The 20,136-nt window shown below is 72.9% G+C and carries 12 protein-coding genes and 3 pseudogenes; 5 read left to right on the top strand and 10 right to left on the bottom strand.

Translation table 11 applies throughout. The features are described 5' to 3' along the window. Window positions 1–48 precede the first annotated feature (48 nt). Entirely contained in the window at window positions 49–1,572 is a 1,524-nt protein-coding gene (locus ACZ4U4_RS20225) for an aldehyde dehydrogenase family protein (RefSeq protein ID WP_467876006.1), read from the bottom strand. A gap of 291 nt (window positions 1,573–1,863) precedes the next feature. Here ACZ4U4_RS20225 and ACZ4U4_RS20220 point away from each other — a divergent pair, with 291 nt between their 5' ends. Then, complete coding sequence (locus ACZ4U4_RS20220) at window positions 1,864–3,282, top strand: MFS transporter (RefSeq protein ID WP_467876003.1); 1,419 nt, start codon at window positions 1,864–1,866, stop codon at window positions 3,280–3,282. Window positions 3,283–3,285: 3 nt separating this feature from the next. Here ACZ4U4_RS20220 and ACZ4U4_RS20215 read toward each other — a convergent pair. Continuing rightward, window positions 3,286–4,155 (bottom strand): annotated as a pseudogene (locus tag ACZ4U4_RS20215) (helix-turn-helix domain-containing protein); the annotation flags it as partial. Window positions 4,156–4,290: 135 nt separating this feature from the next. Here ACZ4U4_RS20215 and ACZ4U4_RS20210 point away from each other — a divergent pair. Beyond that, window positions 4,291–6,054: a glycoside hydrolase family 35 protein gene (locus ACZ4U4_RS20210; protein ID WP_467876001.1), complete on the top strand. Its 1,764-nt coding sequence runs from the start codon at window positions 4,291–4,293 to the stop codon at window positions 6,052–6,054. A gap of 361 nt (window positions 6,055–6,415) precedes the next feature. On the opposite strand, the pseudogene ACZ4U4_RS20205 reads toward ACZ4U4_RS20210, so the two are convergent. After that, a pseudogene (locus tag ACZ4U4_RS20205) lies at window positions 6,416–6,667 on the bottom strand (hypothetical protein); the annotation flags it as partial. A gap of 48 nt (window positions 6,668–6,715) precedes the next feature. Then, a complete protein-coding gene (locus tag ACZ4U4_RS20200) occupies window positions 6,716–7,939 on the bottom strand; it encodes an RNA-guided endonuclease InsQ/TnpB family protein (protein WP_467875999.1) in 1,224 nt (407 codons plus the stop codon). 25 nt (window positions 7,940–7,964) lie between these two features. On the opposite strand from ACZ4U4_RS20200, the pseudogene tnpA reads away from it, so the two are divergent. Next, window positions 7,965–8,382 (top strand): annotated as a pseudogene (gene tnpA, locus ACZ4U4_RS20195) (IS200/IS605 family transposase). Window positions 8,383–8,489: 107 nt separating this feature from the next. Here tnpA and ACZ4U4_RS20190 read toward each other — a convergent pair. The 3 genes from ACZ4U4_RS20190 to ACZ4U4_RS20180 form a co-directional block, all read right to left on the bottom strand. Further along, on the bottom strand, window positions 8,490–9,194 hold the full coding sequence (locus ACZ4U4_RS20190; protein WP_467875997.1) for a hypothetical protein: 705 nt from the start codon (window positions 9,192–9,194) through the stop codon (window positions 8,490–8,492). A gap of 255 nt (window positions 9,195–9,449) precedes the next feature. After that, window positions 9,450–10,259 carry a S1 family peptidase gene (locus ACZ4U4_RS20185; protein WP_467875996.1) on the bottom strand — a complete coding sequence of 270 codons (810 nt, stop codon included), beginning with the start codon at window positions 10,257–10,259 and terminating at the stop codon, window positions 9,450–9,452. Between the two features lie 223 nt (window positions 10,260–10,482). Further along, window positions 10,483–11,223 carry an MBL fold metallo-hydrolase gene (locus ACZ4U4_RS20180; protein ID WP_467875994.1) on the bottom strand — a complete coding sequence of 247 codons (741 nt, stop codon included), beginning with the start codon at window positions 11,221–11,223 and terminating at the stop codon, window positions 10,483–10,485. Window positions 11,224–11,353: 130 nt separating this feature from the next. Between ACZ4U4_RS20180 and ACZ4U4_RS20175 the strand changes: the two genes are divergently transcribed. Then, window positions 11,354–11,872: a hypothetical protein gene (locus tag ACZ4U4_RS20175; protein WP_467875991.1), complete on the top strand. Its 519-nt coding sequence runs from the start codon at window positions 11,354–11,356 to the stop codon at window positions 11,870–11,872. Window positions 11,873–12,097: 225 nt separating this feature from the next. Further along, window positions 12,098–12,583: a PPOX class F420-dependent oxidoreductase gene (locus ACZ4U4_RS20170; protein ID WP_467875989.1), complete on the top strand. Its 486-nt coding sequence runs from the start codon at window positions 12,098–12,100 to the stop codon at window positions 12,581–12,583. A 164-nt stretch (window positions 12,584–12,747) separates the two neighbouring features. On the opposite strand, the gene ACZ4U4_RS20165 is transcribed toward ACZ4U4_RS20170, so the two are convergent. The 3 genes from ACZ4U4_RS20165 to ACZ4U4_RS20155 form a co-directional block, all read right to left on the bottom strand. Continuing rightward, complete coding sequence (locus ACZ4U4_RS20165; protein ID WP_467875986.1) at window positions 12,748–14,208, bottom strand: glutamate synthase subunit beta; 1,461 nt, start codon at window positions 14,206–14,208, stop codon at window positions 12,748–12,750. Continuing rightward, window positions 14,201–18,808 carry a glutamate synthase large subunit gene (gene gltB, locus ACZ4U4_RS20160; RefSeq protein WP_467875984.1) on the bottom strand — a complete coding sequence of 1,536 codons (4,608 nt, stop codon included), beginning with the start codon at window positions 18,806–18,808 and terminating at the stop codon, window positions 14,201–14,203. Before gltB ends, ACZ4U4_RS20165 begins: the two co-directional genes overlap by 8 nt. 290 nt (window positions 18,809–19,098) lie before the next feature. Further along, complete coding sequence (locus ACZ4U4_RS20155; RefSeq protein WP_467875982.1) at window positions 19,099–19,839, bottom strand: VIT1/CCC1 transporter family protein; 741 nt, start codon at window positions 19,837–19,839, stop codon at window positions 19,099–19,101. Window positions 19,840–20,136 lie beyond the last annotated feature (297 nt).

The following is a 20,136-nucleotide window of genomic DNA, read 5'->3' as shown; positions in this document are numbered from 1 at the left end:
AACGGGAGCGGAGGGGCGGAGAGTGCGTGGCGGGTGTGGGGCCGGAGGTCAGCCGGCGGCCCAGGGCAGCGGGCCGCCGGTGCCCCAGTAGAGGCTCTGCTGCCGCTGGTAGGCGCGGATGCCGTCGCGGCCCTTCTCCCGGCCGAGACCGCTCTCCTTCATCCCGCCGAACGGGGTGGCCGCGCTGAACTGCTTGTACGTGTTGATCCACACGGTGGCGGCGTCGATCCGGCCGGCGACCCGCCAGGCGGTGGCCGCATCGCGGGTCCACAGCCCGCAGGCGAGGCCGTAGACCGTGTCGTTGGCCCGGGCGACGAGGTCGTCCTCGTCGTCGAAGGGCAGCGCGACGAGGACCGGCCCGAAGATCTCCTCCCGGCAGACGCGGGCGGTGGGCTCCAGACCGTCGAGGACGGTGGGGAGGTAGTAGGCGCCGTCGCGGTGGCGCTCGCCCTCGGGTGCGGCGCCGCCGCAGCGGACCCGGGCGCCCTCGGTGCGGGCCAGGTCGACGTAGGCGGCGACGTGGTCGCGGTGGCGGTGGTGGACGAGCGGGCCGACCTGGGTGGCGGGGTCGGTGCCGGGGCCGACGCGCAGTGCGCGGGTCCGTGCGGTCAGCTCGTCGAGGAAGGCGTCGTAGCGGGAGCGGTGGACGAAGAGGCGGGAGCCGGCGATACAGCTCTGGCCGCTGGAGGAGAAGATGCCGAACAACACGCCGGCCAGGGCGGTTTCGGTGTCGGCGTCCTCGAAGACGACCGTCGGTGACTTGCCGCCCAGCTCCAGCGAGACCGGCATGATCTTGTCGGCGGCGATCCGGCCGATGGCGCGTCCGGTGCGGGTGCCGCCGGTGAACGCGACCTTCCCGACGGCCGGATGGCGCACGATCGCGTCGCCGGTGACGGTGCCGGGCCCGGGCAGCACGGCGAGCAGCGCGGTCGGCAGCCCCTCCTCGGTGAGGGCGCGGTGCACGATCCGGCCGAGGGCCAGGGCGACGAGCGGGGTCCACTCGGCGGGCTTGAGCAGGACGGCGTTCCCGGCGGCGAGGGCGGGCGCGAGCTTCTGGGCATCGCTGGCTATCGGGGAGTTCCACGGGGTGATGGCGCCGATGACGCCGATCGGTGCATGGCGGCTGAGGGTGACGTAGTCGCCGCGGGAGGGCGGGACGGCGTCCTCGGCGGTCTCCACCGCGGCGGCGGTGTACCGGAAGGTGGCGGCGGCGCTGCGCACCAGGGCGAGGGTTTCGGCGCGGGTCTTGCCGGTGTCGGCGGTCTGGAGCGCGGAGAGCGCGTCGGCGTGGGTGTCGACGAGCGCGGCGATGCGGTGCAGCAGCCGGGCGCGCAGATGCGGCGGCAGGTTCCGCCAGGCCGGGTCGGCGGCGGCGCGGGCGGCGGCGGTGGCCGCGGCGTCGACGTCGGCGGCGCCCGCTCCGGTGACCGTGGTCAGGGTGCGGCCGGTCGCCGGGTCGGCGGTGGCGATCGGGGTGCCGGTGCCGCGCCGCCACTCCCCCGCGACCAGGACCTCGTCCGGGGTGGCGCCCGGCGCGGGCACCAGGTCGTTCACCGGTGCGTCGACGGTCATCCGGGGCCTCCTGAACGGGAGTTGGGCGGGGTGTGTGCCGAGCGGATTGCTTCAGCGCCAGAAATCTAAGCACTTAACTATTCCCTGGCAACCCCCACCGCCCGGAAAACTTTCCCGGCCCGACCCCTTGACGACCCCGCCCCTGCGGTCGGTAGAACTTAAGCGCTTAGAAGCTTTGCGCTTACGGACGGGACATCTCGCGGACTCCCCCCGACCGCCGCCCCGCCGCGCCTCGCCCTCCCCCTGCCCTGCCCCTCTCCCGCCCCGCCGCGGGCCTGGAGGAATCCCCGGATGAGCCTTGCCGCCTCCCCGGACCGCGAGACCGGCGCCGCCCGCGCCGCGCTCGCCGCCCGGTTCGAACGACTCCCGCTGTCCCGCTGGCACGTCACCGTCCGCGTCGTCATCGGCGTCGTGACCTTCTTCGAAGCCTTCGACCAACTGCTGATCGCCTACGCGATGCCCGAACTCCGCCAGGAATGGGCGCTGTCCACCGGCGGCGCCACCCTGGTGATGACCGTCGGCTCGGTCGGGATGCTCCTCGGCGCGCTGCTCTCCGGCCGCCTCGCCGACCGCTACGGCCGGGTCACCGTCATCGCCGCCTGCATCGGCCTGTCCGGGCTGGCCTCCGCCGCCCTCGCAGCCGCGAACGGGCCCGGCTCCTTCATGGCCCTCCGCTTCGTCCAGGGCCTGGCGATCGGCGGTGAGGTGCCGGTCGCCGCCACCTTCATCAGCGAGATCACCCGCAGCCTGGGCCGCGGCCGCTTCGTCCTCCTCTACGAACTGGTCTTCCCCGCCGGGCTGACCGTCGGTGCGCTCTGCGCCGCCTGGATCGTCCCGGCGCTCGGCTGGCGCTGGATGTATCTGCTCGCCGCGCTCCCCGGACTGCTGGCACTGCTGGTGCGCCGCACCGTCCCCGAGTCCCCGCGCTGGCTCGCCGACCGCGGGCGGCTGCGGGAGGCGGAGGAGACCATGGCGCTGATCGAGCGGAAGGTCGAGGCGGCGACGGGCTGCCCGCTGCCGCCGGTCACCGGCCCCGCACCGGCGCCCGCCGGGGACGGCCCGGCCGTGCCCGCCACCCCCGCCGAACGCGCCGCCACCGGCATCCGGGGCCTGTTCACCGGCCGCTACCGCCGCCGCACCCTCGTCCTCGCCGCCCTCTGGTTCACCGGATACTTCGTCAACTACGGCATCACGTCCTGGCTGCCGAGCATCTACGGCTCCCGCTTCCACCTCTCGCTCGGCGACGCGCTGCTCGCCTCGACGGTCACCTCCGTCGCCGGGCTGATCGGCTGTCTGGTCGCCGCGCTCACCGTGGACCGGATCGGCCGCCGCCGGATCTTCCCGCTCTTCCTCGGCGGCACCGCGGCCACCCTGCTCGTCCTCGCCCTGACCGGCGCCGGCTCCACCGGCGGCGTCCTGCTGTGGACCTCACTCGCCGCGGTCTGCTTCTTCGGCTCCAACATCTGCCTGTACCTCTACACCCCGGAGCTGTACCCGACCCGGATGCGGGCGCTGGGCTGCGCCGCGGGCGGTGCGGTCAACCGGCTGGGGGTGATTCTGGGGCCCGTCGTCGTCGGCGCGGTGTACGCCGCCTCCGGACTGCCCGCGGTCTTCACGGTGCTCGCCGCGGTCGCCGCCGCCGGTGCGATGGCCGCCGCCTTCTTCGCCGAGGAGACCCGCGACCGGCCGCTGGAGGAGGTCTCCCCCTGACCGCAGCACCGGCGGATCGTCCGGGTCGGGCACCGTGTCGGACCAGCCGCCCGGCACGGTGCGCCCCTGCCGTTCCCGGAAGCGGACCGGGGGCGTGCCGACCCGGCGGGTGAACAGCCGGCTGAAGTACGCCGGATCGTCGTAGCCGACCCGGCGGGCCACGGCGGCGACGGGCAGCTCCGTCGCCGCCAGCAGCTCCTTGGCCCGGCCCAGCCGGATGCCCAGCAGATAGTCCTTGGGCGTGCACCCGGCGGCCCGGCGCACCGCGGCGCGCAGCGCGGCGGGCGTCATCCCGTTGCGGGCGGCGTGCCCGGCCACCGTCAGCGGCGCGAACGCGTCCCGGGCCAGCGCCCGCAGCACCGGATCGCCGTCCGCCCCGGTCCCGGCGCGGGACCGGCGCAGCGCGACGAGGAGTTCGTGGACGGCGGCGGAGGTCTCCACCTCCAGGAGCGGGTTGTCGCGGCGCGCGGCACGGGCGATCCGGCCGACGGCGGCGCGCGGTGCGACGGTGTCGGTGAGCGGCACCGGGCAGCGGTCCGCCTCGATGTACCCCAGCTCCCGGTAGGTGGCGGCGGCAGGTCCCGTGAAGTCGACGAAGCTCTCGTCCCAGCCGCTGTCCGGGTCCGCGCCGTAGTGGTGGACGACGCCCGGCAGCAGCCACAGCAGCGCGGGCGCGGTGATCTCCCGGATCCGGCCGTCGGGCCCCGCGTACCAGCCGCGCCCGGCGCTGATCACCAGCGCGACATGGTGGTCGAGGGTGCGCGGCCCGACCGGCGGCAGCGTGCCGTGCTGGAGGCCGACGCCCAGACAGACCAGCCCGAGGCGGTGGTGGACCGGCGTGGGCGTGAAGTAGCGCATCCAGGTGTGGTACATCCCCGGCCTCCCGGTGCCGTCCGCCGCCGTGCGCCGCTCCGTCCAAACAGCGCCGATCTTTGTCCATGGACCGCCGCCCCGCCAGGGGGCGAGGGTGGGCGGCACGGACGGCGGCGACGGAGGGCGGGCACCACGGTGGCAGGCGAGGCGGCGTTCGCGGTGGGTGAGCGGGATTTCCTGCTGGACGGACGGCCGCTGCGGCTGCTGTCCGGGGCGCTGCACTATTTCCGCGTCCACGAGGCGCAGTGGGACCACCGGCTGGCGATGCTGCGCGCGCTGGGCCTGAACTGCGTGGAGACATACGTCCCGTGGAACCTCCACGAACCCCGCCCGGGCGAGCTGCGGGACGTGGCCGCGCTGGGCCGGTTCCTGGACGCGGCCGGGCGCGCCGGGCTGCGGGCGATCGTACGGCCCGGCCCGTACAGCTGCGCCGAGTGGGAGAACGGCGGGCTGCCGCACTGGCTGACCGGACCGCTGGGCGGCCGGGTGCGGACCGCCGATCCGGCGTATCTGGCGGCGGTGGAGCGGTGGTTCACGGCGCTGCTGCCGCAGCTCGCCCCCCGCCAGTGCACCGCCGGCGGCCCGGTGGTGCTGGTCCAGGTGGAGAACGAGTACGGCTCCTACGGGTCGGACACCGGCCACCTGGCGTGGCTGGCGGAGCTGCTGCGTGAACACGGCGTCACGGTGCCGCTGTTCACCTCCGACGGGCCGGAGGACCACATGCTGACCGGCGGCTCGCTGCCGGGCGTGCTCGCCGCGGTGACCTTCGGCTCGGGCGCCCCGGAGGCGTTCGCCACGCTCCGCCGCCACCGGCCGTCCGGACCGCTGTTCTGCGCGGAACTGTGGTGCGGCTGGTTCGCGCACTGGGGCGAGGCGCCCGCACCGGACGGTGCGGAGCGGGCGGCGCGGGAGCTGCGCGCCGCCCTGGAGTGCGGGGCGTCCGTCAACCTCTACATGGCGCACGGCGGCACCAGCTTCGGCGGCCACGCGGGCGCCAACCGCGCCGGTGAGCTGCACGACGGCCCGCTCCAGCCGACCGTCACCTCCTACGACTACGCCGCCCCGATCGACGAACGCGGCCGCCCCACCGCCAAGTTCGCCCTCTTCCGCGAGGCCCTGGCCCCGTACACGGACGCCCCGCCGCCCCCGCCGCCCGCACCCTGGCCGGTGCTGGGCGCCCCCGCGGCCGTCCGCCTCGACCGGTGGGCGGCGCCCGACGCGGTGCTGGACACGCTGGGCGGCCCGGAGGTGGAGACACCCGTCCCGGCGACCTTCGAGGAACTGGACGTGGACCGCGGTCTGGTCCGCTACCGGCTCCGCGTCCCGGGCCCCCGGCAGCCGTATCCGCTGCGGGTACGGGGCCTGCGGGATCTCGCGGTGACGTTCGTGGACGGCGTGCCGGGCCCGGAGCTGGACGCCGAGGACGCGCTGCTCGGCGACGTACCGGGCCCGGCGGAGGTGGAGCTGTGGGTGGAGTCCCTGGGCCGGGTCAACTACGGCCCCCGCCTCGGCGAGCCCAAGGGCCTCACCGGCGGGGTGCTGCACGAGCGCCAGTATCTGCACGGCATACGGGCGCAGGGCCTGCGGCTGGACGCGTTCGAGGACGCGACGGCGCTCGCCCGGCTGCCGTTCGGCCCGCCCCGCCCCGGCGCCCGGGGCCTGCACCGCGGCACGGTCACCGTCCCGCCCGGCACCGCCGGCGACGCCCGACTCGAACTCCCCGGCTGGACCAGGGGTTTCGCCTGGCTGGGCGGCTTCCCCCTCGGCCGCTACTGGTCGCGGGGCCCGCAGCGGACCCTGTACGTCCCGGGCCCGGTACTGCACGAGGGCCCCAACGAGGTGCTGCTGCTGGAGCTGGGCGGGGCGGAGGGGGCGGGGGTCCCGCGGTTGGTGCCGTGAGGGGGGCGGCCTCCGGCCGGGCGGCGGAACCGGCCCGCGCCGCCCGGCGCTCCGGCGCCGGCCCCGCGCCCGGAACCCTGGCATCGCCGTCGTCCGCCGGACTACGTTGTGGACATGACCACCGGGACGGCCTTGCGCCACTCACGGATCGGTGACCCGGTGCTCCGCTGAGCGCCGCACGGGCCACCGCGGGCCCGGCGTCCGGCCGAGGCGCCCATACCGCCGCGCGGGCTCCGCCTGTCGTGTGGATCACGCCGCACCACTGGGACCGCCTGCTCCCGCTCCTCGGCGGTGCCCTCGGCGACGGGTGAGACCCCGGCCCCGGAACCACGCCCGGCGGGGGGCGGTTCCGGGGCCGTCCTCACACTTCCCGCACCTCGAACCCGTCCAGCACGAACTCGGCCTTGCCGTCGTCACCGGTCTTCCGCAGCCCCACCCACGTCTCGCCGCCGTCCGGCGCGGTGAACTCGTAGGTGAACGTGGCCGGCGCGGTCGCCGCCGGCAGCGGGTGGCGGTCCAGTTCGCGGGGTGCGGGCTCGTCGACGGCGGTGAGCCAGGCGTACTGACCGGCCTTCTCGTTGGCGTACCGGAACGAGACGCGTTGACTTGCTCCTCGTGCTGAAGCCCGAGGATTCTGGCCTTCCCGATCGTTGCTGCGCCGCTACGCGGCACGGGGTTCGGTCGGGGGTCCGTGGCTTCCTGTTTCTTGGCGCTGTGCCGGGATTGCTCCCGGTCTTACCGGCGCTCCGCAGGCCGATACCGCCAGTCCGGCGGCCGTCTTCACATTGATCGCGGCATTGGTATCCCGGTCATGGACGGTGCCGCAAGCGGCGCAGGTCCATTCCCGGACGTTCAGGGGTTTGGGTCCGTCCACGGCGCCGCAGGTGGAGCAGGTCTGGGAGGTCGGTGTGAACCGGTCGATCTTGATCAGGGTGCGGCCGTACCGTTGCGCTTTGTACTCCAGCATGCTGATGAACGACGACCAGCCGGCGTCATGCACGGACTTGGCCAGCTTGGTGCGGGCCAGTCCCGCCACCGACAGGTCCTCCACGGCGATCCCTTGGTTCTCGGAGATCAGCTTCGTGGAGAGCTGGTGGTGGAACTCACGACGTGCGTCAGCAACCCTGGCGTGGGCGCGGGCGACCTTGAGGCGGGCCTTGGCCCGGTTCTTCGACCCCTTCTGCTTGCGGGACAGCTCCTTGTGGGCCTTCTTCAGCTTCTTCTCCGCGCGCCGCAAAAAGCGCGGAGAGTCGATCTTCGTACCGTCGGAGAGCACGGCAAAGTGAGTCAGGCCGAGATCGATGCCGATGGTGCGGTCGGTTTCGGGCATCCGTGCCTGGTCGGCGGCGGGGTCGGTGTCGATGGCGAAGGAGGCGAAGAATCTGCCTGCCGCGTCCTTGATGACGGTGACGGAGGTGGGCGTGGCGGGCAGGGTGCGGGACCACCGCACCTTCACCGCGCCGATCTTCGGCAGGTTCAGACGGCCGCTGTCGGTGATCTTCCAGCGGGCGTTGGCGGTGAACCGGATCGACTGCCGGGCGTCCTTGCGGGACTTGAAGCGGGGCGCGCCGACCTTCGGTCCTTTCCGGGTGCCTTTGAGGGAGGCGAAGAAGTTACGGTATGCGGTCTCGGCGTCCCGCAGGGACTGCTGGAGCACCACCGCGGAGACCTCGCCCAGCCAGGACCGCTCGGCCGTTCGCTTGGCCTCGGTGATCAGGCGCACGGACAGCTCACCAGCCGTCGGGAACGGCTGCCCGGCCTTACGGGCGTCCTCACGGGCGCGGACCGCGTCGTTGAACACGACACGGGCGCACCCGAACGCCTTCGCCAGCGCGGCCTGCTGACCGGCGCCCGGGTACAACCTGAAGGCGTACCTGAGCTGCATGACCGTCACCCTACGTACGCAGGTTATGGGTGATATGCGAGAGATCAGAAATGATCGTCACTGTGTCTTCGTGAGGCATGTGCACGTGACCTTCGCGACCAAGTTTCGGCACAAGGTGTCCACCGATGCCCACTTGAGGCGGATGGAGGAGATCACGCGGTCGGTGTGTACGGGCTTCGAGTGCGACCTGGTGGAGTTCAACGGCGAGGGCAACCATGTCCACCTGCCGGTGCACCTCCCGCCCAAGGTCGCCGTGACCAAGCTGGTCAACTCCCTCGGAGGGTGTCTCCTCCCGCCGCCTCCGCCAGGAGTTTCCCGACCTGGTGCGCCACCACTGGCGGGCCAACAAGCTCTGGTCCGGGTCCTACTTCGCCGGAACCGTCGGCGGTGCCCCGCTCTCCGCGGTCAGGCAGTACATCGAACAGCAGAACCGGCCGGTGTGAGCCCCGCCCGGCTCCGCCGGGAGAAGCCCTCGCGGCGAAGAACCGCACTGTCCGGCACCACCGGACCTGAGTCTGCGACGCTCCGCGTCGCCGCTGTCAGATTCGCTTCACCACCGACCTGAAGGCCGATGCACTGCGAATGAATTCCGGTAGCGGCGGCCGGGGCGGAAGCGGACGGTGTGCGACACCGTGCGGTAGACGACACCGGGGTTCTCGCCGCGGGACTTCAGCGAGGCGGCGCCGTCGAGGACGTCGTCGACCGCCTTCCCCCGGCCGCTGCGGGACTTGTCGAGGTCGATCCGGGCGGCGAGCACCTGCGCGCCCGGCTGGTCGCTGCGCACGCTCAGCAGCGCGAGCCCCGGTATCTCCAGGGTGCCGACGGGCAGCGCCGCGCCGTCCTCGATGCCGGTGACCCGCCAGGTGACGGTCGGTCCGGCCACCGCGATCTCCACCCCGATCCGGGTGCCGGAGCCGAGGTCGAGGGTGTACGTGGCGCGGTCGGCGGCGAGGCGGTGGGTGACCTCGGGGGTGTGGGCCCGCCCGTCGATCAGCACCTCGCGCACCACGTCCTGCCGCCCGTCCAACGCGGCGCCGGAGGCCCGGTCGGTGTACGCGACGACCTGCGGGAATCCGGTGGCGACGCGGACCTCCAGCGCCGCCGAGCGCAGCACCGCCGTACCGCCGCGGGCGGCGGGCGCGGCGCTCGCGGTGCCCGCGCCGAGGGGCAGCGCGGCGGCCGCCGAGGCGAGCGCGGTGGCGGCGACGACCGTCCGCCTGCTGGGGCCGCCCGGATCCGTTCTCTCTTCGTTCACGCGCACTGTCCTCCCTGATCGCGGCCGCGGGACTGTCGCCGGACAGCGTGCGGCCGGTGGGACGGGTGCGCCTATGGACAAAGGAGGGAGAGCAGTTGGACTAACGGAGGCGGGGCGGCGGCGGGACGTACGGCGCGGGCCGCCCGCGCCGCCACGCACACCGCCCCGGTACCGGCGGGGCGGGCCGGTACCGGGGCGGTCGGGTGCGGCGGCGGACCCGGGGGAAGTCCGCCGCCACGCGGTGGGGGCAGCGGGTCAGGCGCCCAGCTCGCCCGCGGCCTTCGCGATGTCCGCGGCGAAGGTGCTCACCTCGGAGTAGACACCGGGCTTGCCGGGACGGGCGCAGCCCTCGCCCCAGGAGACGATGCCGACCTGGATGAACTCGCCCGCGTCGTCCTTGCGGAACATCGGGCCGCCGGAGTCGCCCTGGCAGGTGTCGACGCCGCCGGTGTCGAGCTTGCCGGCGCATATCTCGTCGCCCGGGGTCAGGTCGTCGCCGTACGCCTTCTGGCAGGTGGCGTCGTCGATGAACGGCACCGTCGCCTTCAGGAGGTAGCGCTGCTGGTCGCCGCCCTCCTTGTCGGCGCCCCACCCGGCGATGGTGAAGTCACCGTTGTTGAACTTGTCGTCCTGGGCGATCTTCAGAGTGGGCTGGTCGATCGGCTTCTCCAGCTTGATCAGCGCCCAGTCCTTGCCCTTGCCGTTGTAGCCGGGGGCCTGGAGGACCTCCTTGGACTTGACCGTGACGGCGGCCGAGTCCTCCAGGTCGACGACGCCCGCGGTGGCGGTGATGTCGGTGTTGGGACCGCTGCCGTCGACGCAGTGCGCCGCGGTCAGCACGATGTCCTTGGCGTACAGCGCGCCGCCGCAGCCCATCGACAGCCGGACCATGAAGGGGAATTCACCCTGGTCGGCCTTGGTGCCGCCGACGACCTTGGTGCTCACCGAGCCGGACGCGTCGGGGGCGGGCGCCGCGAAGGCGGTGCCGGGCAGAAGGCTGAAGGCGGCCAGGGCGACGGCGCCGGCGGCGGTGGTTCTCTTGAGGTGCTTCAGGGAGCTGCGCAACGGGCTTCCTTTCGTGGGGGGTTGCACGTCGACGACGACGGACGCGTGCCCCACCGGAGCCGGTGCGCGGCACGGCTGGGAAAAGGGCAGCCTGCCGTGCGGCCTGCGGACCCAGTGGGGGATGAGTCCGTAAAGCGCTCTGTGATTATGTGAGCGGACGCTCAGCGTGACAAGGGTGCCCGTCCCGCCAACTCCCCCGACCCCACTCGCCCCAGACGTCACCTCACCGCCAGTCGCGCTCCGGCGTGGCGGCGGCCAGCGCGGCGCGTGCGCCCTCCACCAGGGGTTCTCCGTGCGGCACACAGACCGTCTCGACGGCGTCGAGCGCGGCGAGCCGCCGGAACGACGCCTCCGCCTGCTCCCGCGCGACATTGAACGGACCGAGCACCACCCGGCCGCCGACCCTGCCGATGAGATCGCCGGGGAACAGCACCCGCGAGCGCGGCAGATGGAGCGCGACACCGCCCGGGGTGTGCCCGGGGACGTGCAGTACGTGCACCGGCTCGCCCCAGCCGTCGAGCGTGTCCCCCTCCCGCAGCGGGACGTCCACCGCGACGGGCTCCCCCGCCGGCAGCACCCCGCCGGGCAGCCCCGCGTCGATCTCCGCCCGGAGCTGCTCCTCCGCCGGGGTGGGCAGCGCCTGCGGTTCCGGGCGGGCGCCGGTGATGAAGGGGACGTCACCGGCACCCGCCAGCACGGTGGCGCCGGTGGCGGCGACCAGCTCCGCGGCCGAGCCGACGTGGTCGATATGGGAGTGGGTCAGCACGATCTGCCGCAGCGCACCGGGCCCGGCGCCGAGCTGCCCGAGCGCGGCCAGGATCGCGGGGGCGGAGCCGGGCATGCCGGTGTCGACGGCGGCGAAGCCGTCGCCGGGCAGCGCGACGAGGTGGACGTGCCCGAGGGCGAACGGCAGCTGCCAGACGGTGTCGGTGAGCCGGCGGAGTTCCGTACGAGGAGAGGTCATAGCGGCGACGCTACGGACCGGGGCGCCACCCGCGAAGCCCCTTCTGCCGTGGGCAGACCGTGCGGACGGCGCGGGAAGCGGAACCCGATCGGGCCCGGCTCCGTCCCATGCGTGACCCGAGGAGGCAGACATGTGGACCACCACAGCACAGCGGACCACCCGCACCCCCGCCGGGAAGAGCCGTACCGCGCGGCGCACCCTGGCCGCCCTGATCGCCCTGACCGCCGCCGGTACGGCGCTGGCCGGGTGCGGCGGGGCCAAGCAGACCGTCGGAGCCGCACCGCCCGGCAAGCAGGACCCGTTCGAGCAGCGCGCCGACACCATCGTGCGGGACTGGCCGAAGGTCGAGCCGCTGTCTGAGCACAAGGAGGCGCTGCTGCCGCTGGCCGGGGCGGACCGGCCGGGCGTCTCGGCGCGGAAGGTGACGGTGACCGTCGGCCACGGCGCCTGCGACGCGAAGTACGGCGCGCACGTACGGGAGTCGGAGAAGCTGGTCGTGGTCTCCGGCTGGAGCCGTAAGAAGGACGACAAGAAGATGTGCACCGCCCAACTGGCCACCGACAAGGTCACGTTGGATCTCAAGCAGCCGCTCGGCCACCGCACCCTCGTCGACGCGGCCACCGGCAAACCGCTGGCCTCGCACCGCTGAACCACCCCGACCGTCCGCACGGCGGCGCGCCACTCCCCGCGGCGCCGCGGCGGACACCGGGCCGGGGCGGGGCGGCAGGGGCACCGCGGCGTGTGGGGCGCCGCGGTACCTCTCCCTCCCCGCCCCGGCCCTCTTCTTTTCCGGGACGGCGGGGCCGCGCTGCACGGCACCGGCCACCACAGCGTGATCCGCAAAGATCGGGAAGACACCCTCTAGGCTCGCGCCATGAGCCCCTCCATCGCCCGTAACACCCGAGTCGAACTGCCCGAGCTGCTGGAGTTCGTCCGCCCCCGGCACCGCGCGATCCTGCTGACCCGCCGCTCCGACGGCACCCCGCAGGGCTCGCCGCTGACCTGCGGGGTGGACGACGACGGACGGCTGGTCATGTCGACGTATCCCGAGCGCGCCAAGGTGCGCAACGCCCGCCGGGCGCCGTCGGTCAGCGTGATCGTGCTGTCCGACGAATGGAACGGCCCGTGGGTGCAGATCGACGGCGAGGCCGAGGTGCTGGACGTACCGGAGTCCATCGAGCCGCTGGTCGAGTACTACCGCAACATCGCCGGTGAGCACCCGGACTGGGACGAGTACCGCCAGGCCATGCGTGACCAGGGGAAATCCCTGATCCGGGTGGTCCCGCGGCGCTGGGGCCCGGTCGCCACCGGCGGCTTCCCCGCCCGGCTGGCGGCCGGGGACGGCGGGTCCGGGGAGTGAGTACGGGCCGCCCGCCCCGCGCCGGGGCGGGCGGCCCGCCAAGAGACGCGCGACGCCCGCCTGCCGGTCGGGGAATCAGGCAGGCGTCGCGGTATGGGCCCCGGTATCGCTCCCGGGGCCCATGCCGCCGTACGCCGTTGTACGGGACAGGAAGGGACGTACCGTCACACGGCGAGTGCGCGGTCCGTCGGCTTGATGGGCGCCGGCAGGGCGCTGGCACCGGTGAGGAAGCGGTCCACGCCGCGGGCGGCGGAGCGCCCCTCGGCGATGGCCCACACGATGAGCGACTGGCCGCGCCCGGCGTCACCGGCGACGAACACCCCGGGGACGTTGGTGGCGAACTCCGCGTCGCGGGCGATGTTCCCGCGGGCGTCCAGCTCCAGGCCGAACTGCTCGACCAGCCCGTTCTCCCGGTCGGTGCCGGTGAAGCCCATCGCGAGGGTGACCAGCTGCGCCGGGATCCGCCGCTCGGTGCCGGGCTTCTGCGCCAACTTGCCGTCCGTGAACTCCACCTCGGCCAGGTGCAGCCACTGGACGTTGCCGTCCTCGTCACCCTCGAAGTGAGTGGTCGAGACGGAGTAGATGCGCTCGCCGCCCTCCTCGTGCGCCGAGGTCACCTTGTAGAGCATCGGGAAGGTCGGCCAGGGCTGGCCCGCGGACCGCTCCTCGCCCGGCCGCGGCATGATCTCCAGCTGGGTGACGGACGCCGCGCCCTGCCGGTGGGCGGTGCCGACGCAGTCCGCGCCGGTGTCGCCGCCGCCGATGACGACGACGTGCTTGCCCTCGGCGGTGATCGGGGCGACGGTCAGATCGCCCTCCTGCACCTTGTTGGCGAGCGGCAGGTACTCCATCGCGAAGTGGATGCCGTTCAGCTCCCGGCCGGGCACCGGCAGGTCCCGGGAGGTGGTGGCGCCCGCGGCGATGACGACGGCGTCATACCGCTTGCGCAGCTTCGTCGCGTCGATGTCGCGGCCGATCTCCGTCTCGGTGCGGAACTTGGTGCCCTCCGCCCGCATCTGCTCGATCCGGCGGTTGATGTGCCGCTTCTCCATCTTGAACTCGGGAATGCCGTACCGCAGCAGCCCGCCGATCCGGTCGGCCCGCTCGTAGACGGCGACGGTGTGCCCGGCGCGGGTCAGCTGCTGGGCGGCGGCGAGGCCCGCCGGGCCCGAGCCGATGACGGCGACGGTCTTGCCGGAGAGCCGCTCGGGCGGCTGCGGGGTGACGTCGCCGCTGTCCCACGCCTTGTCGATGATGGTGACCTCGACGTTCTTGATGGTCACCGGCTGCTGGTTGATGCCGAGGACGCACGCCGCCTCACAGGGCGCCGGGCACAGGCGCCCGGTGAACTCCGGGAAGTTGTTGGTGGCGTGCAGCCGCTCGGACGCGGCGCTCCAGTCGTCGCGCCAGGCGTAGTCGTTCCACTCGGGGATGAGGTTCCCCAGCGGGCAACCGTTGTGGCAGAACGGGATGCCGCAGTCCATGCAGCGCGACGCCTGCTCGCTGATGATCGGCAGCAGGGCGCCGGGCCGGTAGACCTCGCGCCAGTCCTGGACGCGCTCACCGACGGGGCGGGCCGTGGCGACCTCGCGGTCGTGGTTGAGGAAGCCCTTCGGGTCAGCCATGGGTCGCCGCCTCCATCATCTTCTCGTGGGTCTCGGACTCGGAGAGCCCGGCCTGCTCGGCGGCCTCCTTGGCGGCGAGCACTGCCTGGTAGGTGGGCGGGACGACCTTGCTGAAGCGGGCAGCGGCGGCGTCCCAGTCGGCGAGGAGCTTGGCCGCGACGGTCGAGCCGGTCTCCTCCTGATGGCGGCGCACCACCGTGTGCAGCCACTCCTTGTCGGCGCCGTCCAGCGGACGCACCGCCCCGGCCAGCTCCTTGTTGACGTGGGCGGGGTCGAGGTCGATGACGTACGCGGACCCGCCCGACATCCCGGCGGCGAAGTTGCGGCCGGTCTCGCCGAGGACGACGGCGCTGCCGCCGGTCATGTACTCGCAGCCGTGGTCGCCGACGCCTTCGGAGACCACCGTGGCGCCGGAGTTGCGGACGCAGAAGCGCTCGCCGACCCGGCCCCGGAGGAACATCTCGCCGCCGGTGGCGCCGTAGGCAAGGGTGTTGCCGGCGATGGTGGAGAACTCCGCGAGGTGGTCGGCGCCGCGGTCGGGGCGGACCACGATGCGGCCGCCGGAGAGGCCCTTGCCGACGTAGTCGTTGGCGTCGCCCTCCAGCCGCAGCGTGATCCCGCGCGGCAGGAACGCGCCGAAGGACTGGCCGGCGGAGCCGGTGAAGGTGAGGTCGACGGTGTCGTCGGGCAGTCCGGCGCCGCCGAACTTCTTGGTGACCTCGTGGCCGAGCATGGTGCCGACGGTGCGGTTGATGTTGCGGATCGCGAGCTGGGCCCGGACCGGCTGCGCCTCCTCGGCGGTGTCCGCGGACAGCGCGTCGGCGGCGAGCCGGATCAACTCGTTGTCCAGCGCCTTCGCCAGCCCGTGGTCCTGGACGGTGGCCTGGTGCCGGACGGCGCCCTCGGGCAGCTCGGGGACGTGCAGCAGCGGGGCGAGGTCGAGCCCCTGGGCCTTCCAGTGGTCCACCGCCCGCGTGGTGTCGAGGAGTTCGGTGTGGCCGATCGCCTCGTCGAGGGTGCAAAAGCCCAGCTCGGCGAGGAGTTCGCGGACCTCCTCGGCGATGAACTCGAAGAAGTTGACGACGTACTCGGCTTTGCCGCTGAACCGCTCGCGCAGCACCGGGTTCTGGGTGGCGATGCCGACCGGGCAGGTGTCGAGGTGGCAGACGCGCATCATGACGCAGCCGGAGACGACCAGCGGCGCGGTCGCGAAGCCGAACTCCTCGGCGCCCAGCAGCGCCGCGATGATCACGTCCCGGCCGGTCTTCAGCTGGCCGTCGGTCTGCACCACGATCCGGTCGCGCAACCCGTTGAGCAGCAGCGTCTGCTGCGCCTCGGCGAGGCCCAGCTCCCAGGGGCCGCCCGCGTGCTTGAGGGAGGTGAGCGGGGAGGCGCCCGTACCGCCGTCGTGGCCGGAGATGAGGACGACGTCCGCGTGCGCCTTGGAGACACCCGCGGCGACGGTGCCGACGCCGACCTCGGAGACCAGCTTCACGTGGATCCGCGCCGCCGGGTTGGCGTTCTTCAGGTCGTGGATCAGCTGCGCGAGATCCTCGATGGAGTAGATGTCGTGGTGCGGCGGCGGGGAGATCAGGCCGACGCCGGGCGTCGAGTGCCGGGTCTTCGCCACCCACGGGTAGACCTTGTGCCCGGGCAGCTGGCCGCCCTCGCCGGGCTTGGCGCCCTGGGCCATCTTGATCTGGATGTCGTCGGCGTTGACGAGGTATTCGCTGGTCACACCGAAGCGGCCGGAGGCGACCTGCTTGATGGACGAGCGGCGCGCCGGGTCGTACAGCCGCTCCGGGTCCTCGCCGCCCTCACCGGTGTTGGACTTGCCGCCCAGCTGGTTCATGGCGATGGCCAGCGTCTCGTGCGCCTCCTGCGAGATGGAGCCGTACGACATGGCGCCGGTGGAGAACCGCTTGACGATCTCCGAGGCGGGCTCGACCTCGTCGACGGGGACCGACGGGCGCGCGCCCTTGATGCCGAAGAGGCCGCGCAGCGTCATCAGCCGCTCGGACTGCTCGTTCACCCGGTCCGTGTACTGCTTGAAGATGTCGTAGCGGCGGGCGCGGGTGGAGTGCTGGAGCCGGAAGACGGTGTCCGGGTCGAAGAGGTGCGGTTCGCCCTCGCGGCGCCACTGGTACTCGCCGCCGATCTCCAGCGCGCGGTGGCTGGCGGCGATACCGGTCGCCGGGTACGCCTTGGCGTGCCTCGCTGCGACCTCCTCGGCGACGACGTCCAGGCCCGCGCCGCCGATCTTGGTGGCGGTGCCGTGGAAGTAGGTGTCGACGAACGCGTCGTCCAGGCCGACCGCCTCGAAGACCTGCGCACCGCGGTAGGAGGCGACGGTCGAGATGCCCATCTTGGACATGACCTTCAGGACGCCCTTGCCGAGCGCCTTGATGAGGTTGCGGATGGCGGCCTCGGGGTCGGTCCCCGCGGGCAGGAAGGTCCCGGCGCGGACCAGGTCCTCGACGGACTCCATCGCCAGGTACGGGTTGACCGCGGCGGCGCCGTAGCCGATCAGCAGCGCGACATGGTGCACCTCGCGGACGTCCCCGGCCTCGACCAGCAGCCCCACCTGGGTGCGCTGCTTGGTGCGGATGAGGTGGTGGTGGACGGCCGAGGTGAGCAGCAGCGACGGGATCGGGGCGTGCTCGGCGTCGGAGTGCCGGTCGGAGAGGACGATCAGCCGGGCGCCGGCCTCGATGGCGGCGGTGGCCTCCGCGCAGATCTCCGCCAGCCGCGCGGCGAGCGCCTCGCCCCCGCCGCCGACGCGGTAGAGACCGGAGAGCGTCACGGCCGTCATGCCGGGCATGTCGCCGTCGGCGTTGATGTGGATGAGCTTGGCCAGCTCGTCGTTGTCGATCACCGGGAACGGCAGGGTGACGCTGCGGCAGGACTCCGCGGTCGGCTCCAGCAGGTTGCCGGACGGGCCGAGCGAGGAGATCAGCGAGGTGACCAGCTCCTCGCGGATGGCGTCCAGCGGCGGGTTGGTGACCTGCGCGAACAGCTGGGTGAAGTAGTCGAAGAGCAGCCGCGGCCGGGCCGAGAGCGCGGCGATCGGCGAGTCCGTGCCCATCGAACCGATCGGCTCGGCACCGGAGTTCGCCATCGGCGCGAGCAGGACCCGCAGCTCCTCCTCGGTGTAGCCGAAGGTCTGCTGACGGCGGGTGACCGAGGCGTGGGTGTGCACGATGTGCTCGCGCTCGGGCAGGTCGGCGAGGTCGATCAGCCCCTCGTCCAGCCACTGCTGGTACGGGTGGGCGCCGGCCAGCTCCGCCTTAATCTCGTCGTCCTCGATGATGCGGTGCTCGGCGGTGTCGACGAGGAACATCCGGCCCGGCTGGAGACGGCCCTTGCGGACGACCTTGGCGGGGTCGATGTCGAGGACGCCGACCTCGGAGGAGAGCACGACCAGACCGTCGTCGGTGACCCAGTAGCGGCCGGGGCGCAGCCCGTTGCGGTCGAGGACCGCGCCGACCTGGGTGCCGTCGGTGAAGGTGACGCACGCCGGGCCGTCCCAGGGCTCCATCATCGTGGAGTGGTAGCGGTAGAACGCGCGCCGAGCCGGGTCCATCGACGGGGAGTTCTCCCACGCCTCGGGGACCATCATCAGCACCGCGTGCGGCAGCGACCGGCCGCCGAGGTGCAGCAGCTCCAGGACCTCGTCGAAGGAGGCGGAGTCGGAGGCGTCCGGCGTACAGACCGGGAAGAGCCGGTCGACGTCGAGGTCGCCGAAGAGCTGGGAGGCGAGCTGCGATTCGCGGGCCCGCATCCAGTTGCGGTTGCCCTGGACGGTGTTGATCTCACCGTTGTGCGCGACGAAGCGGTACGGGTGGGCCAGCGGCCAGCTCGGGAAGGTGTTGGTGGAGAACCGCGAGTGGACCAGCGCGATGGCCGACGCGAAACGCCGGTCGGAGAGGTCCGGGAAGAACGGCTCCAGCTGCCCGGTGGTGAGCATGCCCTTGTAGACGAGGGTGCGGGCGGAGAGCGACGGGAAGTAGACGCCCGCCTCGCGCTCGGCGCGCTTGCGCAGCGCGAACGCCTTGCGGTCCAGCGCCAGCCCGGTGTTCTCACCATCCGAGACGAACAGCTGGGAGAAGGCCGGCATGGTGGCACGGGCGCCGTTGCCGAGGAGCGCCGGGGCGACGGGGACGACGCGCCAGCCGAGGACCGTCAGGCCCTCCTCGGCGGCGATCGTCTCGATCTGCGAGACGGCGGCGGCCGCCTGCTGGGCCTCGGCGGGCAGGAAGGCGATACCGACGGCGTATCCGCCGGCCTCGGGGAGATCGAAGGTGACCTCCTCGCGCAGGAACGCGTCCGGCACCTGGAGGAGGATGCCCGCACCGTCGCCCGAATCGGGCTCGGAGCCGGTGGCACCGCGGTGCTCCAGGTTGGTCAGCACCGTGAGCGCCTGCTCGATCAGCGCATGGCCCGGCTCGCCGGTGAGGGTGGCCACGAAGCCGACACCGCAGGCGTCGTGCTCGTTGCGCGGGTCGTACATCCCCTGCGGGGCGGGGCGCCCGTCCATGGGCGACCAGGCGGCGCGGGTGGCGCCGGCGGTGGCCGCGGAGTGCGTGGACGCGGAACGCATCGGCTCTCCCAACGTCGTCGTGGCATAGGCACTGCCGAGGGACGACGTTGGCCCTCCGCGAAATTTCGTGCAGGTTACAGGATGGCTCGCTTCTCGGGAAGCGGATAGAGCCTTCCAACATGCGGACACCGCGAGTGCGGTGTGCGAGGTCGCGGACGGACAACCCGGTCCGGAAACGGGGCGCCCACCGAGCGGCATTGCCCGTGTGGCGCCCCGGCCTTATGCCCGGCGGTCAGCTACATGAAACCGCCGAGTAACTCAATAATTATGCGAGCCCCCGCATGGGAGCGTCACCCTACGACGGTTCCGAACACCGTTCCCAGGATGTACGTCACACCCGCGGCGGCGCCACCGAGGAGCAGCTGCCGCACCCCGCTGAACCACCACGAACGGGCCGTCACCCGCGCCACGACCGCGCCGCACGCGAAGAGTCCGAGCAGCGCCAACACCACCGCGGGCCACAGCGCGGAAGCGCCCAACAGGTAAGGAAGTACGGGCAGCAGCGCGCCCAGCGCAAAGGATCCGAAGGAGGAAACCGCGGCCACGGTGGGCGACGGAAGGTCGGACGGATCGATGCCCAACTCCTCGCGGGCATGGATCTCCAGCGCCTGCTCGGGGTCGGCGGAGAGCTGTTCGGCGACCTGCCGGGCCAGCTCCGGCTCCACCCCGCGCGAGACGTAGAGGGCCGCCAGCTCATCCCGTTCGTCCGTCGGGTGCTTGCGCAGCTCGGTGCGTTCGATGTCCAGCTCGGCGAGGACCAGCTCCCGCTGGGAGGCGACCGAGGTGTACTCACCGGCGGCCATCGAGAAGGCGCCCGCGGCCAGCCCGGCCAGCCCGGTGATGATGATCGTCTGCTGGGAGACCGCGCCGCCGGCGACGCCGGTCATCAGCGCGAGGTTCGAGACCAGCCCGTCCATGGCGCCGAAGACGGCGGGGCGCAGCCAGCCGCCGTTGACGTCGCGGTGGGTGTGGTTGTCGCGGTGGGCGACATGGGTCGGTGCCGAGGCATCCATGACATCGGTGACGGACATAGGGACCTACTCCCTTCGACGAGGTGTGGGCCGCTGTTCGGCACTTTCCCCTCCAACACCCCGAAACTAGGCGTGACGCCCCCTCCACCGCTAGCAAGGAAGGCCGAACTTACCTCTCTGACCTGCGGTTTTGCCCGGCCGCCCGCTATGAGATCCCGATCACAGGGCGCACACACCACCGCGGGGGGGGGGGGGGAGGGGGGGTGGGGGGGAGGGGGGGGGGGGGGGGGGGGGGGGGTGGGGGGGGGGGGAGGGGGGGGGGGGGGGGGGGGGGGGGGGGGGGGGGGGGGGGGGACG

The sequence above is a fragment of the Streptomyces sp. NPDC029159 genome (genome assembly GCF_055564055.1).
The sequence above is the reverse complement of the archived record's forward strand: the minus strand, read 5'-3'. Positions and strand labels throughout refer to the sequence as shown.

Excerpts from the sequence above, each read along its gene's own strand:
- ACZ4U4_RS20155 (WP_467875982.1), bottom strand. The coding sequence starts at position 19,839 with ATGTCCGTCACCGATGTCATGGATGCCTCGGCACCGACCCATGTCGCC.
- ACZ4U4_RS20175 (WP_467875991.1), top strand. The coding sequence starts at position 11,354 with ATGTGGACCACCACAGCACAGCGGACCACCCGCACCCCCGCCGGGAAG.
- ACZ4U4_RS20165 (WP_467875986.1), bottom strand. The coding sequence starts at position 14,208 with ATGGCTGACCCGAAGGGCTTCCTCAACCACGACCGCGAGGTCGCCACG.
- ACZ4U4_RS20220 (WP_467876003.1), top strand. The coding sequence starts at position 1,864 with ATGAGCCTTGCCGCCTCCCCGGACCGCGAGACCGGCGCCGCCCGCGCC.
- ACZ4U4_RS20180 (WP_467875994.1), bottom strand. The coding sequence starts at position 11,223 with ATGACCTCTCCTCGTACGGAACTCCGCCGGCTCACCGACACCGTCTGG.
- ACZ4U4_RS20170 (WP_467875989.1), top strand. The coding sequence starts at position 12,098 with ATGAGCCCCTCCATCGCCCGTAACACCCGAGTCGAACTGCCCGAGCTG.
- ACZ4U4_RS20200 (WP_467875999.1), bottom strand. The coding sequence starts at position 7,939 with ATGCAGCTCAGGTACGCCTTCAGGTTGTACCCGGGCGCCGGTCAGCAG.
- gltB (WP_467875984.1), bottom strand. The coding sequence starts at position 18,808 with ATGCGTTCCGCGTCCACGCACTCCGCGGCCACCGCCGGCGCCACCCGC.
- ACZ4U4_RS20225 (WP_467876006.1), bottom strand. The coding sequence starts at position 1,572 with ATGACCGTCGACGCACCGGTGAACGACCTGGTGCCCGCGCCGGGCGCC.